17 protein-coding genes, 1 tRNA gene and 1 pseudogene are annotated in these 15,241 nt (G+C 65.1%); 14 read left to right on the forward strand and 5 right to left on the reverse strand.

What is annotated here, in order from left to right; translation table 11 throughout:
- Positions 1-42 precede the first annotated feature (42 nt).
- Together V5A38_RS05690 and V5A38_RS05695 are read left to right on the forward strand one after the other, a co-directional pair.
- On the forward strand, positions 43-537 hold the full coding sequence (locus V5A38_RS05690) for a hypothetical protein (protein WP_332324778.1): 495 nt from the start codon (positions 43-45) through the stop codon (positions 535-537).
- Positions 538-578: 41 nt separating this feature from the next.
- A tRNA-Ser gene (locus tag V5A38_RS05695) sits at positions 579-663 on the forward strand.
- 336 nt (positions 664-999) lie between these two features.
- Here the strand turns inward: V5A38_RS05695 and V5A38_RS05700 are convergent.
- Entirely contained in the window at positions 1,000-1,602 is a 603-nt protein-coding gene (locus V5A38_RS05700) for an iron-sulfur cluster assembly scaffold protein (protein WP_332324793.1), read from the reverse strand.
- A gap of 42 nt (positions 1,603-1,644) precedes the next feature.
- Positions 1,645-1,992, reverse strand: coding sequence for a DUF192 domain-containing protein (locus V5A38_RS05705; RefSeq protein ID WP_332324779.1), 348 nt, complete (start codon positions 1,990-1,992; stop codon positions 1,645-1,647).
- Between the two features lie 121 nt (positions 1,993-2,113).
- Between V5A38_RS05705 and V5A38_RS05710 the strand changes: the two genes are divergently transcribed.
- The 4 genes from V5A38_RS05710 (at position 2,114) to V5A38_RS05725 (ending at position 5,995) form a co-directional block, all read left to right on the forward strand.
- Positions 2,114-2,845: a hypothetical protein gene (locus tag V5A38_RS05710; protein WP_332324780.1), complete on the forward strand. Its 732-nt coding sequence runs from the start codon at positions 2,114-2,116 to the stop codon at positions 2,843-2,845.
- Between the two features lie 48 nt (positions 2,846-2,893).
- Complete coding sequence (locus tag V5A38_RS05715) at positions 2,894-3,343, forward strand: VOC family protein (RefSeq protein WP_332324781.1); 450 nt, start codon at positions 2,894-2,896, stop codon at positions 3,341-3,343.
- Between the two features lie 80 nt (positions 3,344-3,423).
- On the forward strand, positions 3,424-3,978 hold the full coding sequence (locus tag V5A38_RS05720; protein ID WP_332324782.1) for a GMP synthase subunit A: 555 nt from the start codon (positions 3,424-3,426) through the stop codon (positions 3,976-3,978).
- A 106-nt stretch (positions 3,979-4,084) separates the two neighbouring features.
- Positions 4,085-5,995: a DUF2070 family protein gene (locus V5A38_RS05725; RefSeq protein ID WP_332324783.1), complete on the forward strand. Its 1,911-nt coding sequence runs from the start codon at positions 4,085-4,087 to the stop codon at positions 5,993-5,995.
- Positions 5,996-6,265: 270 nt separating this feature from the next.
- Here the strand turns inward: V5A38_RS05725 and V5A38_RS05730 are convergent, their stop codons facing one another.
- Complete coding sequence (locus V5A38_RS05730; protein WP_332324784.1) at positions 6,266-6,514, reverse strand: DUF3194 domain-containing protein; 249 nt, start codon at positions 6,512-6,514, stop codon at positions 6,266-6,268.
- Positions 6,515-6,907, reverse strand: coding sequence for a prefoldin subunit beta (locus V5A38_RS05735; RefSeq protein ID WP_332324785.1), 393 nt, complete (start codon positions 6,905-6,907; stop codon positions 6,515-6,517). It lies immediately after the preceding gene.
- Between the two features lie 240 nt (positions 6,908-7,147).
- On the opposite strand from V5A38_RS05735, the gene V5A38_RS05740 reads away from it, so the two are divergent.
- From V5A38_RS05740 to V5A38_RS05770, 7 genes are all read left to right on the forward strand, one after another.
- The gene (locus tag V5A38_RS05740) at positions 7,148-7,687 is read left to right on the forward strand and encodes a CDP-2,3-bis-(O-geranylgeranyl)-sn-glycerol synthase (RefSeq protein WP_332324786.1); all 540 of its coding nucleotides are present in this window, start codon (positions 7,148-7,150) and stop codon (positions 7,685-7,687) included.
- Positions 7,688-7,777: 90 nt separating this feature from the next.
- On the forward strand, positions 7,778-8,299 hold the full coding sequence (pyrE, locus tag V5A38_RS05745) for an orotate phosphoribosyltransferase (protein WP_332324787.1): 522 nt from the start codon (positions 7,778-7,780) through the stop codon (positions 8,297-8,299).
- A gap of 83 nt (positions 8,300-8,382) precedes the next feature.
- Positions 8,383-9,102, forward strand: coding sequence for a phosphoribosyltransferase family protein (locus tag V5A38_RS05750; protein ID WP_332324788.1), 720 nt, complete (start codon positions 8,383-8,385; stop codon positions 9,100-9,102).
- Positions 9,103-9,264: 162 nt separating this feature from the next.
- Complete coding sequence (locus V5A38_RS05755) at positions 9,265-10,695, forward strand: NCS2 family permease (RefSeq protein ID WP_332324789.1); 1,431 nt, start codon at positions 9,265-9,267, stop codon at positions 10,693-10,695.
- 67 nt (positions 10,696-10,762) lie between these two features.
- A complete protein-coding gene (locus tag V5A38_RS05760) occupies positions 10,763-12,175 on the forward strand; it encodes an aryl-sulfate sulfotransferase (RefSeq protein ID WP_332324790.1) in 1,413 nt (470 codons plus the stop codon).
- A gap of 100 nt (positions 12,176-12,275) precedes the next feature.
- Positions 12,276-12,530, forward strand: coding sequence for a glutathione S-transferase N-terminal domain-containing protein (locus tag V5A38_RS05765; RefSeq protein WP_332324791.1), 255 nt, complete (start codon positions 12,276-12,278; stop codon positions 12,528-12,530).
- A gap of 178 nt (positions 12,531-12,708) precedes the next feature.
- On the forward strand, positions 12,709-13,965 hold the full coding sequence (locus tag V5A38_RS05770) for a transposase (protein WP_332324794.1): 1,257 nt from the start codon (positions 12,709-12,711) through the stop codon (positions 13,963-13,965).
- 59 nt (positions 13,966-14,024) lie between these two features.
- Here V5A38_RS05770 and V5A38_RS05775 read toward each other — a convergent pair whose 3' ends face one another.
- Positions 14,025-14,216: a hypothetical protein gene (locus V5A38_RS05775; RefSeq protein WP_332324792.1), complete on the reverse strand. Its 192-nt coding sequence runs from the start codon at positions 14,214-14,216 to the stop codon at positions 14,025-14,027.
- Between the two features lie 233 nt (positions 14,217-14,449).
- Between V5A38_RS05775 and V5A38_RS05780 the strand changes: the two are divergent.
- Positions 14,450-15,241: pseudogene (locus tag V5A38_RS05780) on the forward strand (hypothetical protein); the annotation flags it as partial.

The following is a 15,241-nucleotide window of genomic DNA, read 5'->3' on the forward strand; positions in this document are numbered from 1 at the left end:
CTCCACCACGACACGCCGCCGTCGCTCCGTGAGGGTGGACCGATGAACGAAATCACCCGGCGACCGTCCCGGTTCGGCATCGGTCTCGCGCTCACGCTCGCGCTGCTCTCGGTGGTCGCCACCGCGCTGGCATCGACGGTCGGCGCCGCCACCTCGTTGGTCGGCGTGCTGGCGCTCGCGACGGGACTGCTCGCGGCCTCCCAGCGGGTGGTCAGCATCGGTAGCGGACTCCAGATCGTCGGTGTGCTCTACGCGGGCTACATCGGCGGCTCCCCGGAGCCGCTGCTCGTCGGCGGGCTGACAGGCGTGCTCGCGTGGGACGCCGCGAGCAACGCCATCGCCATCGGCGACCAGCTCGGCCGGGAGACGTCGACGGTGCGAGCCGAGACGGTCCATAGCGCCGCCTCGCTGGCGGTTGGCTCGCTCGCGGTGGTCGTCGGCTATGCAGTGTTCGCGGCGGCTGCGGGCAGTCAACCGCTCGCCGCGCTCCTGTTGCTCGCCGGGGGGGCGGTGGCGCTGGTCACGGGGCTGCGCTGAATCGTAACCGATTAACGGGAGCGGGGCGGACGGTATACTGAGCCGAGGTAGCCTAGCCTGGCCAAGGCGGTAGATTCGAAATCTACTGTCCTCACGGACTCAGGGGTTCAAATCCCTTCCTCGGCGTTTTCCAAGTACAATGTGTCCAGCCCGGAGCTTCAGCTCCGGGTACGGCCCGGAACGTTGCCTCCATGATCTCGGTGCGGGTTTCCGCCGGAGTCGACACGTCCTCCGACTCGCTCATACGACGTTTGCCCCGGTCGGCCATTTCGCATGTATTCTCAGCGGACGGGCCGACCGGCCGTGAGTGCACAGGACAGTGAGGGGTAGCAGTCGTGCGTTCACGCGGGCTGGGGAGCGTGCTGGACACTGACCCGGCCGTGGCTCCGACACAGATGGGCCGCGGAACCAGCCGTTGGGACGGAACCCAACGTCGCACCGGTGTGGAACCGCCGAACCCGGTTACGGCGACGCCGGCTGCTCTGTTCCTTCCGGATACTCGGTGATGAGGCTGGCGACGGCGCGGCTCACCGCGCAGCTCCGGCTCTCGAACGCCAGTTCATCGATTGTTCCGTCGGCGGCGATGTCGACGTGGAACTCCCCCTCGTCGCCACAGGAGGTCTCCTCGGAGGATTTGACCATCGACGGGTTCGCCAGCCCGCCGCTGTTTCGCGGATTCCGGTGGTGGTCGTAGAGTCTGTCGCTGAAGCGGTCCGACGAGAGATACGCGTCGAGTTTCGCGTCCGCGTCCGTGATGGCGTCGAGCAGGCGGTCAACCTCTTCGGTGGTGTTGTAGACGTAGAACGACGCCCGAACCGAGCCCGGGATATCGAGGCGGTCGTGAGCCGACTCGTAGGGATCGAGGCTCGATGGCTCAGTGAGTGAATCCCGCGGTGGACGTTCGCGTTGTAGCCGGCGTAATACTCCTCGAACACCTCGTACACCTGTCGCGGCGTCTGGGTCGTCGCGGCGTTGTCGAGGTACCTCAGCGGCTGCCCGTTCACCTCCTGGTCGAGTACCGGGTACGCATCGCGGATGGCGGCAGTCTCTGGGGACATGCCGGATTCATCCACCGGGGATGTGGTAAATGTACCCCGTACGAGCGTGCTACTCGAGAACCTCGACGGTGTCGCCCGCCTCGACATCCTCGCCGGCGCCGGCGGGCAGTTCGACGACGGTGTCGGCGATGCTGTGACCGAACCCCACCCACGGGCGGAGCCGTTCCACCCGTGTCACCTCGTCCGCGACGAGCCAGAGCACGTCGAGCGGGATGGAGACGAACAGCATGTGGATGTTGCGAGTTCGAGCCCCCTCGAAGGGAAAAACCAGCCCGTACCCCTCCGGGAGCGACCGGCGGAACATCAGCCCGCGAACTTTGGCCGGAAGCCCCTCGGCCCGCTCGGCGTCGCTCGCGAGCACCTGGCGCTCCCCCTCACGGTGATGAACGACTCGCACGGACGCTGGCTCTCCCGTCGCCCTCCTAAGCGTTCCCCTCCGTGTCTCACCCCTAACAGTGGGGGGTCCGCTGGCCAGGCGGCAGCCAAGCGTTCAAGGTCGATGGCGACCCAGCCCCGGTATGGAGGAGACGCCTGAGGGGACGCCCGTCGGCGTCGACGACCCCTACGACGTCGCCGGGCGCTGTGATCACCTCACCAGCGATGGCCGCTGTCGCTACGCGCTGGACCACGCGGGCACGGACTCTCGGTTCGCTGCCGAACGCCGGGCGGCAGGGTACGACTGCGTCGTCAGCGAGGAATCGGCGGACCCGACAGTCGATGTGGACCCCGACGACATCGCGTGGGCGGCCTGTCCCCATTACCGCTGGACCACCGACACGAAGGAGTGTGTCCGCTGTGGGCTGGAGGAGGTGCGGATGGCCCACGAATCAAGCCGACCACTGGTGGAGGAACACCACCTCTCCTACAGGGGCGCCGCCGGCGCAGACCGGCCGGCGGACGACGAAGGTGCCGCCGGCGCAGACCGGCCGGCGGACGACGAAGGTGCCGCCGGCACAGACCGGCCGGCGGACGACGAAGGTGCCGCCGGCGCAGACCGGCCGGCGGACGACGAAGGTGCCGCCGGCACAGACCGGCCGGCGGACGACGGGACCGCGGAAGGCGAGGAGCCCTCCCACGAGATCACGGTGGGGCTCTGTCGCTGGTGTCACACCAAGGTTCACCGCTCCTTCGCCCGCATCACCGACGACGCGAGCCCGGACCCCGAGGCCGTCGCCGCCCGCGAGCAGCGCCGCGGGGCGGAGATGGAGGAGTTTGGGTTCCAGTCAGCCAGCGAGCGCCGCGAGGAGTAGCGACTCACAGTCCAAACTCCCATTGCTCACCAGCCTCCGCACTACAGTATGACCGGTGTGAGCCATCTCGGCCACGTCCACCTGAAAGTCCGCGACACCGAGCGCGCGGTCGAGTTCTACGAATCGGTGCTCGGTCTCGAGGTCACGGAGCGGGTCGGCCGGTTCGCCTTTCTGACACTCGGCGAGCACCACCACGACCTCGCGCTGCAGGGTGTCGGCAGCGACGTGACGGAGGTATCCGGCGCCGCCACCGGGCCGGAGCCCGGCCTCTACCACGCCGCGTGGGAGCTCGAGGACGCCGACGCGCTACGGCGGGCCTACGAGCGCCTGATCGAACGCGACGTCGCCGTCTCACCGGTGGACCACGGCATCAGCAAGGCGCTCTACTTCGACGACCCCGACGGCAACGGCGTGGAACTCTATCTCGACACCCGCGAGGAACTCGACATCCACGACTGGGACGGGCGCAACGAGCGGTTCGACCCGAGTGAACTCTGATGGCACAGCACTGACTGCACGGACGTGGTTATTTCGGGCCGTTCCGAGTGGCTTTTGGGCGTCCTCGACCAACCTGCTTCATGACCAGCATCGTCGTCATCGACAACCACGGCCAGTTCACCCATCTGGAGGGCCGTGCGCTGCGCGACCTGGGCGTGGAGACGGAGATCATCGACAACGACACCGAGCCTGCGGAGATCGAAGCTGACGGCCTCGTGCTCTCGGGCGGACCGGCTATGGAGCGCGTCGGTCGCTGTGCGGAGTATCTCGAGCTCGACGTCCCCGTGCTGGGCATCTGTCTCGGCATGCAGTTTCTCGCCGTGGAGCTCGGCGGCAGCACCAAAAGCGGGGACTACGGCGGTTACGCCGACGTGGACGTGGAGATTCTCGGCGAGGAGGACCCACTTATCGGCTCACTCGCGCCCGAAACCCGCGTCTGGGCCAGTCACGCAGACGAGGTCGACGAGGTGCCCGACGGATTCGAGCGCACCGCCCGGAGCGACATCTGTGAGGTCGAGGCGATGAGCAACCCCGAGGCGGGGCTGTACGGCGTCCAGTGGCACCCCGAAGTCGCCCACACCGAGGAGGGCGAGGAAGTGTTCGAGAACTTTCTGGAAATCTGTCGGGAGTGGTAACGCGGCCGCCGCCAGGGCAGGCGGCGACGGAAGTCGCCGGACGGAGCCGGTTTGCTTGGCGACAAAGTAGCTGGGTTTTACACCGTCCGGGGGATATCTCGAAGCGATGACGACCTCACAGAGCAATCTCGCGGGGCTCTCGAAGTTCGTCTTCCGTGCACCGAACTGGTACACGAGCCTCGCGTTCGCGCTGCTGGTCGCTGCTGTCACTGGCGTCGGCGCCTTCGACAGCCGGGAGGCCGACGCGGTGTTCCGCGGCATCCTCTTCATCGGCCAGGACGCCTGGGAGGGCGTCTTCTTCATCGGCATCCCGACGGTCATCGCCGGCTTCGCCACACCGTGGGTCGACCGGTTCACCGGCGGCCGGCTCACCTACAACCGCGCGTCACTGCTGGCACTGATCTGTGAGCTACTCATCGTCGCCGTGCTCTCGGTCGCCGGGCTACTCACCTATCTCTTCGCGGCGCTCGACCAGACGTTCGTTTTCGACGCGCTGATGGTCGCGCTGGCCTCCGTCTTCGCGCTGCGGCTGCTGGTCGTGCTCGCGGTATCGCGCTCCTCGCTCCCGCTTGCAGTACTGCCGGCGAGCATTCAGACCGTCGCCGCCGCCGGCCTGCTGTTCATCTACAGCGGCACCATCCGCTTCATGGCCGACGGTGGCTCCGCGGTTCAGGCGTATCTCACCCCGTTTCTCAACCAGAACGCCGACGCGCCGGGCGTGCTGAGCGTCGTCTCGCCCACGCAGTTCGCGCTGCTTGGCGCGCTCTGTGTACTCTATGCCGCCGCCGTCTACATCTTCCTCATCGCCATCGACCGCCCGTGGCGCCGCTCGATGGGCGTCTCCATGCTGGATTTCCTCCGGGGGTTTATTGGCCACGTCGCGGAGGGCTCGGACGAACTGGAGGATTTCTTCGAACAGATCGGCGAGCAAGCCATGGTGCCGGTGACGGTGCTCGCGTTCCGCGAACCAGACGGTGGTCCCGAGAAAGCCCGGTTCGTGCTGCCGATGATCCACCCTGGACCGATGGGAGAGATCGGCGGCGGTAACCTGCCCAAGCGGGTGGCAGCCACCGCCGAGGGGCTGGCGTTCCCGCCCCACGCCACCGCCGGTCACGACTTCAATCTCGTCACCGAGCGGGAGGTGGAACGGCTCATTGACGCCGCGGATCGCGCCCACCGGCGCATCGACTACGAGTCGGAAGCCTCCGAGAGTGTCCGCCTGGACTCGGGCGACGCCAAGATGCTGGGGCAAGCGTTCGGCGACGATGGCCTGCTCATCAACACGTTCTCGCCAGATTTCGCCGACGACGTGGAGTACGGCGTCGGCCTCACGGCAGCCAGCGAGGCCCGCGCCCACGGGCTGGATACCGTGCTGCTGGTGGACGCCCACAACTGCAACAACGGGCTTGCCGGCCCCGACCTGGGCCACGTCACCCCCGGGAGCGCCCGCTCGTTCGACATGATTCAGGCTGCCGGTCTCACCGGCGAGCGGCTCGCATCGGCCCCAACGGGTGAACTCTCCCTCGGCGTCGCGTGGGACGAAACCGACTGGGAGCCACTCGACGGCATCGGCCCGCTGGGAATCCGCGCCGCCGTCGTCGAGGTCCAGGGCCAGGAGACGGCGTACGTGCTCGTCGACGGCAACAACATGGAGCCGTGGCTGCGGGACCGGACCGTCGACGCGCTCACGGAGGCGGGCCTCGACGAGGTGGAGGTGATGACCACCGACACCCACGTCGTCAACACCGTCGAGGCTGACAACCAGGTCGGCGACGCCATCGATCACGACGAGTTCATCGACACCGTCATCGAACTGGTCGAGGCGGCGCGCGAGGACACCGAACCGGTCGAGGCGGGGATGACCACCGAGCGCGCGGAAGTGACGGTGTTCGGCAACGACCGGACGGAGTCGCTGGCCTCCCACGCCAACGCCGTCGTCTCGGTGGGCGGCGCCTTCGCCGCGGCGGTCATCCTCGCGGTGACGGCCATCAGCGTCCTCCTGTTCTTCGTGACGTAGCCGGCCGTCGCCGACTCCTCATCGGTGGGGGCGGGCAAGTGTCCGGATCCGCACAGGCATTCAGAGCCGGGAGACTGCGTTCAGCCCCTCACTGATCGGGGTTGCGACGTCGACGGACCGATCGAGGACTGTGGACACGGCATCGCGAACCTGTTCGGTCGGCACGGGGTCGAGAGGTTGCTCGCGAGACGTGTCTGCGGATTGGGTTCGGGGGCCAAAACCGCGTGACCAGCGGGTAGAGAATGGAGCGAGCCGCAAAGAGTGCCGCCCTCAGGCGAAGAGTTCGTCCACCGCTTCTTGGGCCGTGAGCGCTGCCGTATCGGCAACATCCTCGGCGTCGGGTTCGGCGTCCTCGGGCGGGTTGATGTACACGTCGACCTCGAGAACGCCCTCCTCGAAGGTGACCGTGATATCGAGGTCTTTCAGCTCGGACTGCTTGTACTGTTCCAGCACGACACCCTCGGCGGCCGCGCTGGCAGTTTCGACGACCTCTGCGTCGGTCGGTTCGTCAGTCGGCATCTATTCGCCGCCTGCACCGGGGCCGCCGGGACCCATCGGACCGCCGCCGCCACCCTGGAGCATCTGCTGAAGCTCCTCCTGGAGCTCCTCGAACTGCTCGCGGGTGCGACCCTCACGCTTCTCGAGCTGCTCGACGCGAACTTCGAGGCTGTCGACCTTCTCTTCGAGGCTCTCCTCGGCCTCGTCGTAGTCGGTTCGGACCAGCAGCTCGCCGATCTCTCGGTACATCGTCGCGTCCTCGTCGATGTCCTCGAGCGCGTCGAGTGCGGTCTTTGCCTCGTTGAGCGACGTCTCGGATTGTCCCTTCTGGGCGGCGAGCTGCTCGGTGGTCTCCTGGAGGTCCTGTAGCTCTTCGATCTTCTCTTGTGCTTCGGGCGGCAGATTACCCTGCATATCCGATTCGACGGGCTTCCGAGTGAAAAAGGCCCGTATTTACGCACAGCCACCGCGTTGGTACCCAGCAGGCCTCACGGAGCCGTCAGCGGGCCACACGACCGCGGTGGTCGCTCCGGGACTGTGACACATCGCGTGCCACACCGGCTTCCCACGCCGTGGCTACATCCCGACGAGCGCAACGCACCCACCCGCGTTCCCTCCGGGAAACTTACCACCCACCCAGCCGTCAGGCTGGCTATGCTCGAACTCGTCGGCGGCGCGCTCTGGGCGATGCTCCCGGCGTACGTCCCGAACAACGCCGCTGTCCTTGCTGGTGGGGGTCGCCCGATTGACGGCGGACGAGAACTGGGCGGCCGTCGCCTGCTCGGCGACGGGAAAACGTGGCGCGGAACGGCCGTCGGCACCGCCGTCGGCGTGGCGCTCGCAATGCTGCTCAACTACGTGACGCCGGCCACCGAGGGCGTCCTCGGCATCGTCCTCCCCACGTTCCCCCCCCTCGCGGCGCTGGGGCTCGCACTCGGGGCGATGCTGGGTGATATCGGTGCCTCGTTCCTCAAGCGCCGGAGCGGTCGCGAGCGCGGCGCCTCGTTCCCGGGACTCGACCAACTCGATTTCGTCGTCGGCGCGCTGCTGCTCGCGCTCCTGCTCGCCCCGGACTGGACCCTGGAGACGTTCAGCCTCGCGCGCGTCGCCGTCGTCCTCGTCGTCACGCCGCTGTTGCACGTCGTGACGAACGTCATCGCCTACGCTATCGGCGTGAAAAACGAGCCCTGGTAGGCGAGCGGGTCCACACCGACCGGTCGGGAGTGAGCGGGGTGCACCACCGAATCCGGCCCGTTTTTACCTACGCTGGTCCCATGCTCGGCCATGACTGAGGACCTCATCGCGGCGCTCCGGGACGCGGACGCGGTCAAGTTCGGCGAGTTCGAACTCTCCCACGGCGGCACGAGCAGCTACTACGTCGACAAATACCTGTTCGAAACCGACCCGCGCTGTCTCCGGCTCATCGCTGAGGCCTTTGCGGAGCGACTCGATGGCGAGAAACTCGGCGGCGTCGCGCTGGGTGGCGTCCCGCTCGCGTCGGCGACGAGCATCACCGCGGACGTCCCCTACGTCATCGCGCGCAAGCAGGCCAAGGAGTACGGCACTGGCAACCGCATCGAGGGCCGCCTGGAGGAGGGCGAGGAGGTCGTCGTCGTCGAGGATATCGCCACCACCGGCCAGTCGGCTGTCGACGCCGTCGCAGCGCTCCGGGAGGCCGGCGCCGAGGTGAACCGCGCGCTACTGGTCGTCGACCGGGAGGAAGGCGGCCGGGAGAACCTCGCTGATCACGGCGTCGAACTCGAGGCACTGGTGACCGCCTCGGAGCTGCTGGCTGACCAGGAGTAACCCATGACCGTGGGGGTGTTCCTCGGACTAGCGCCCCTGTTCTGGTTCGAAGTGTTCATACTTGTGCAACAGTGAGGGACGGCATGAATCGTGCAGAGAAGGCGGCGCTGCAGCTGCGTGCGGTCGCCGTCCTCCGAACGCTGAAGCGGAGCCGAACGTACGACGAGCTCGCGGAGCTGACCGGCCTCCCCGCCGGCGATCTGAACCGCTACGTCAACGGTCACGTGCTCCCGGGCGTCGAGCGTGCCCGCGAAACGGTCGAGGGCGTCGGTCGCGAGGCGCTGGCCGACGAGCTCGAGTCCCGTGTTGTCGTCGACGACGAAGGCTACGTCGACAACAGCGCGATCGTCTTCGACCAGTCGTTCCTCGACCTCGTCGCACCCGTCGCTGCCGAATCCTTCGAGTTCGAAACGCCTGACGTCGTGCTCACCGCCGCCACCGACGGCATCACGTTGGGCGCCGCGATGGCCTCCTACTTCGACGCGGATATCGTCTACGCGAAAAAGAGCAAGGAGACCGCCGTTGAGGAGTTCACCGAATCCCGCCAGCGGCTGGCGTCGGGGATCGAACTCACCTACTACCTGCCTGCAGGTGCAGTCAGCCCCGGCGACACGGTGCTGGTCGTCGACGACCTCATCCGCTCGGGCGAGACCCAGGAGCTGCTGCTCGACATCGTCTCCCAGTCCGACGCCACCGTGGGCGGCGTGTTCACCCTCATCGCCGTCGGCAACGAAGGCATGGACCGCGCCCGGGAGATCACCGACGCCCCCGTTGGCGCGCTGACCACGTTCGGACGGGCGTAACGTCGCCACCGAACGGCGAGACCACCACACGGACGCGACGAGATAGGCATCGTCGTGGATAGTTCACCCCGCTAACCTCCCAATAGACCGAAGAAATGCGCATCCCTGCGCATTTTCGATGGGAACGCTTATCGGTGCCTCAGTGAGTATGCAGGAACACGCATGGGTGTGAAACAGACGCTCGCGGAGTACTTCGACGTCGAGGACCACGGCTCCACCGTTCGGACGGAGCTGCTGGCCGGGCTGACGACGTTCCTCACGATGAGCTACATCGTCGTCGTCAACCCCGCTATCCTCTCGGCGGCGATCAGTATCGAGGGCATCAGCCCCGGGCGGCTGAAGGCGATGCTCGCGGTCGTCACCATCATCTCGGCGGCGACAGCGACGCTGGTGATGGCGCTCTACGCCAACCGGCCGTTCGGCCAGGCGCCCGGGCTTGGGCTGAACGCCTTCTTCGCGTTCACTGTCGTCCTCACACTCGGCGTTCCGTGGCAGACGGCACTCGCAGCGGTTGTCGTCGAGGGACTGCTGTTCATCGGCCTCACCGCCATCGGCGCGCGTGAGTACGTCATCCGGCTGTTCCCGGAACCTGTAAAGCGCGCGGTCGGCTCGGGGATCGGGCTGTTCCTGGCCATCATCGGCTTCCAGGCGATGCGCCTGGTGGCCAGCGACCCCACGACGTTCGTCACGTTCTCCCCAGTGTTCGCGAAGGATCCCGTCGCGCTGCTCTCGGTGGTCGGCCTCTTTCTCACGTTCGGGCTCTACGCTCGCGGCGTGAAGGGCTCGGTCGTCATCGGCATCCTGACGACGACGGCGCTGGGCTACGCCGCCTCGGCGCTTGGCTACGTCGCCTTCCCCGCCGAGGAGGCCGGCGGCGCCATCGTGAGCGCCTCCCTGACCGGTACGACGCAGACCTACAGTCTCGCAGCCTACGACATCACGCCGCTTGCGGGCGCGTTCATCGACGGCTTCGCGAACGTCGACGCGTTCACCTTCTCGCTGATCGTGTTCACGTTCTTCTTCGTCGACTTCTTCGACACCGCCGGCACGCTCGTCGGCGTCGGGCAGGTTGCTGGCTTCCTCGACGAGGAGGGCAACCTTCCCGACATCGACCAGCCGCTGATGGCTGACGCAGTCGGCACCACTGTTGGCGGCATTCTCGGCACCTCGACGGTGACGACGTTCATCGAGTCCGCAACCGGTGTCGAGGAGGGTGGCCGCACCGGACTGACGGCGCTCACCGTCGCCGGGCTGTTCCTGCTTTCGCTCGCGTTCGTGCCCCTCGCGGCGGGGATCCCCTCTTACGCCTCCCACCTCGCGCTGGTCGTCATCGGCATCATGATGCTCGGGAACGCCGTCGAGGTGGAGTGGGACGACGTCACCAACGCCATCCCTGCCGGGATGACGATTCTGGTGATGCCCTTCACCTTCTCTATCGCCTACGGCATCGCCGCGGGGATCGTCTCCTACCCCATTGTGAAGGTCGCCGCCGGCGAGCGCAAAGACGTGCATCTCGGCCAGTGGATTCTGGCTGTTGCCTTCGTGCTCTACTTCTTCGTCCGGACGAGCGGCGTGCTCCAGGGTCAGCTGTAGTACGTTCTCCTTCGTTTTCCACCACCGAGACCGCAAGAGATTCAGCCGTCCCTTGATTCACTCCGGTGTGAACCGCAGTCGTCCGCCTCGTCGCTGGCTCGTCCGCGGGGTCGCCCTCCTGCTCGTCCTCTCGTTGGTCGCGCCAGCCGTCGGTGCCGCGATCAGCGGATCGCCGACGGGTGAAGCGTCCGCAGACGACCCGAGCGAACTCGAGCCGGGAACCATCGAGCGCGAAGCGAACGGGTCGACCGTCGTCGCCATCCAGGGGTTCCACCACGAGGGGCAAGGCTCCACGAAGAAGCCCGCCCGCCTCGTCTCGGCCGGCCCGAACGGCTCGACAGAATGGATTTACAGCGGCCCGCAGACCGGTGCACGCTGGTTCTACGACGTCGACCCGCTCCCGAACGGGAACCTGTTGGTCGTCTCGACCAACCCGGACGGGACGAAAGTGTACGAGTTCAACCCCGACACGAAAGAGCGAATCTGGGAGGAGAGCCTCCCCTACCACGACACGCACGACATCGACCAGTACAACGAGACGCATCTCGCGATCGCGAACATGCGCCAGTACAACGAATCGTGTGACTGCTCGAACGACCGGGTCGTACTCTACGACCGCGAGGACGACGAGGTCGACTGGGAGTGGATGTTCCGGGACCACTACCCCAACGGCACTGACGGTGGTTTCAACGAGGACTGGACCCACGTCAACGACGTCGACGTCATCCGGGACGGCGAGGAGCTGCTCCTCTCCCCGCGGAACTTCGACCAGGTCATCGCCGTCGATATCCAGAGCAAGGAGATCACCGAGCGCCTGGGGAGCGACGGGGCCCACGACGTGCTGAACGCACAGCACAACCCGGACTATCTGGAGACCGAATCGGGCAACGCGACGATTCTCGTCGCCGACAGCCACAACGACCGCGTCGTCGAGTACACACAGGAGAGCGGCGAGTGGGTGGAGGTCTGGAGCGCCGGGAGTTCGGCCTCGCTCTCCTGGCCGCGGGACGCCGACCGACTCCCCAACGGCAACACGCTCATCGTCGACTCGCTCAACCACCGCGTCATCGAGATAACGCCACAGGGCGAGGTCGTCTGGGAGTACTACGCAACCTGGGGGCCATACGACGCCGAGCGTATCGCACACGGTGACGGCTCGAACGGCCCGACGATGCGCGACCAGGACGTCAGCGGCACGAAGAATATCTGGGGCTCCGAGGGCGGCGTTTCGACGCTGACGTTCTCCTCGTGGCTGGCGGGTGCCGCCGACAACACGGTCGTCGAAGGCCCGGTAACGGAGTTCGCCCGGACCTGGGGCCACTACGCGCCGTGGGCGCAGCCGGCCTGGATGAACTCCTGGCAGTTCGTCGGCGTCGTGGCCGCGCTGTTGCTGCTGCTGGCCTGGGGTGTCACTGAGGCAGTAGTTGTCCGGGACCGAATCGTTGCGGGCGCACGGTCGCTGAAGCAGCGAGCGGTCTGAGCGCAGTCGGTATCGCCGTTGTCTCCGCGACGAATGCGGAATGGTGGTCGTCTCACACACGCCCGCGGGACTTTTACGCGAAACTCGCCAACTGCCACTGATGGCAAACATCACCCTCTACGAACTGAACGGTTGTCCGTTCTGTATCAAGGTCGCCGACGAGCTCGAGGAACTGGGTCTGGAGTACGACAGCGTGATGGTCCCCTCCAGTCATGCACAGCGCCACGAGGTGAAGGAGATCTCCGGGCAGACCGGCGTTCCGGTGCTCGTCGACGAGGAGCACGGCGTCGAGGGAATGCCCGAAAGCACCGACATCATCGAGTATCTCGAGGAGACGTACGGCAGCGAGTCGTAATTGGGTGGGCTAGGGTCCGTTTTTTGTAAAGAGCAAGGAGAATACCTGCGCCTTTAGGCGCGGGATGAATCCGACACTCTGACCGATACTCCACCGACGACACTCCAACCGGATATTCAACGCTCGGTCGTTGATTTTAATACCCATACTCTCATAACCGGTTATGCAACGTAGAACGATGCTGGAGACAACCCGCACCTACGTCGCACGCATCACGAACCACTCACAGGTTCGTGACGACCTCGACCAGTGCGGGCACTCCGCATCCAAACTGTGGAACGTCGGTCGCTACTACATCCAACAACGGTGGGATGAAGACGGCGAGATACCAGACGAAGCCGAGCTGAAATCGGAGTTGAAAGACCACGAACGCTACAGTGACCTGCATTCGCAGTCAAGTCAGCGAGTTCTCGAAGAACTTGCTGAAGCGTTCACCGGCTGGTACAACTCCGACGACGGCAACAACTCACCGGGGTACCGGAAACGTGGCGACGACCACCCGCGCTCTACCGTCACATGGAAGAAACGGGCTATCAAGCACGACGACAAACACGGCCAACTTCGCCTCTCAAAAGGCTTCAACCTGAAAGAGAGTCGATCTGACTTCATCCTCGCAGAGTACGAAACCCGCCCTGATGTGGAAGTTGAGAACATCCAGCAGGTACGTGCTGTCTGGAACGGTGACGAGTGGGAACTCCACCTCGTCTGTCAGAAAGAGATTCCAGTCGAAGACGCACCGGGTGACAACACAGCGGGTATCGACCTCGGAATCAGTAACTACCTCGCCATCGACTACGAAGATGGTGGTAGCGAACTATATCCGGGGAACGTGCTGAAAGAGGACAAGCAGTACTTCACCCGCAAGGAGCACCAGACTGAAGGCGGGGACGGGCCATCGAAGCGGGCGCGGAAGGCTCGGCAGAAACTCTCCCGGCGCAAAGACCACTTCCTCCACACACTCTCGAAACACATCGTTGAGCGGTGTGTCGAAGAAGATGTGGAGAAGATAGCGGTTGGTGATCTTAGCGACATCCGCGAGGATGAGAACGGCCACTCGCGGAACTGGGGAGCGTCGGGAAACAAGAAACTCCACGGATGGGAGTTTGACCGCTTCGTCCGACTGCTTGAATACAAGGCCGAGGAACACGGTATCCTCGTTGACCGCGTAGACGAGGAGAACACGAGCAAGACGTGTTCGTGTTGCGGGCAGATTCGAGATAGTAACCGCGTGGAGCGCGGTCTATACGTCTGTTCGTCGTGCGAGACAACGATGAACGCAGACGTGAACGGTGCGGTGAACATCCGCCGTAAGATAACTCAGAGTCCCCCGACGGGGGATATGAGTAACGGCTGGTTGGCACAGCCCGGAGTCTTCCTGTTCGACCGCGAGAGCGGATCGTTCAACACGAGAGAACAGGGAGTCTGCAAACTCTAATATCCCAACGCTCGGGATTCCTCCGGCTTTAGCCGGAGGAGGATGTCAATCCCCGTCTCTTAGACGAAGCCCTCTGCGATACCGGCTGCAACGGGGATCTGAGGCTCCTTGCCCTGGTATGTTCGGACGATCAGGTAGATCCAGAGGATGGCCCCCCCGAGCCAGAGGACGAAACCGAGGAAACTGAGGATCGCCCGCAGTAGTAACTGGAGGATATCGCTGAACCCGGCGATGATCTGGATGAAACTCAATGCGATCGATGCCAGTCAGAGGACCGAGCACGCCGGCGAGGGTAGCGGCAATGTTTTTGTCAAGACCTGTTTCAGTCTCTTCACTCGAAGCTCCCGCGGCATCGGTCTGGTTGCTGTTCGTTGACATTGCCCTTCACTAGAAAACCACTGGCTGAACAGATAACCCCCGTGAATTTCTCACGCACCAATAATTTTGGCCGATTTATATCAGTTCCCAGAGAGAATATAACCGTATGAGGCGTAGGAAACTCATTCAAGCAGGGTCGACGATTGGGGTAGGCCTGCTCGCGGGATGTGCAGGGGTACCTTTCGGCGGCGACGGCGGAGAACCCGAATCGACCCCGACGGTCGATACTGATCCCGAGGTGACAGATCCGACGCCGGCCGACTGCAAACCGGAGGTCGTCAGCGACGACATCGAGGCGGATACGACCTGGAACGCCGCTGACTGCCCTCGGGTCGCCCTGGACGGGAACGTCCGCGTCACCGACGAAGCGACGCTGACGATCGAACCAGGCGTCGAGGTGATCGGGCAGTCCGGGTCGCGACTGACGGTGCTCGACGGTGCGGCCCTCGTGGCGTCGGGCGACCCGGAGAACCCAGTCTGGTTCCACGGCGAATCCGAAGCGCCCGGCTACTGGCAGGGCATCTGGATAAAAACGGACAATCCGAACAACAGTTTCGACAACGTCGACATCGCCCACGGTGGCGCGAACGACTACGCGAATATCTACCTCGAGGGTACCGCGGGCAACGGGCACGCCTCGGTCACCAACAGCACACTCAGAGAGAGCGCGACGGCCGGGCTAATCGCGGAAGAGGGTGCGACTCTGGCGGAGTTTGCCACTAACGAGTTCCGCGACAACGAGGGTCCGGCGGTGTATATTCCGACGACGCTAGCGGGATCGATCGATGCGGACTCGACGTACATCGGTGACAACGGGACTGACGCGGTCCGGGTGTCCAGCCATGACGTCGAGGACGACGCCACCTGGCCCGGGGTTCCGTATCGCTTCGACGGCCAG

The sequence above is a fragment of the Halolamina sp. genome, from assembly GCF_036626355.1.
Classification (GTDB): Archaea; Halobacteriota; Halobacteria; order Halobacteriales; family Haloferacaceae; genus Halolamina.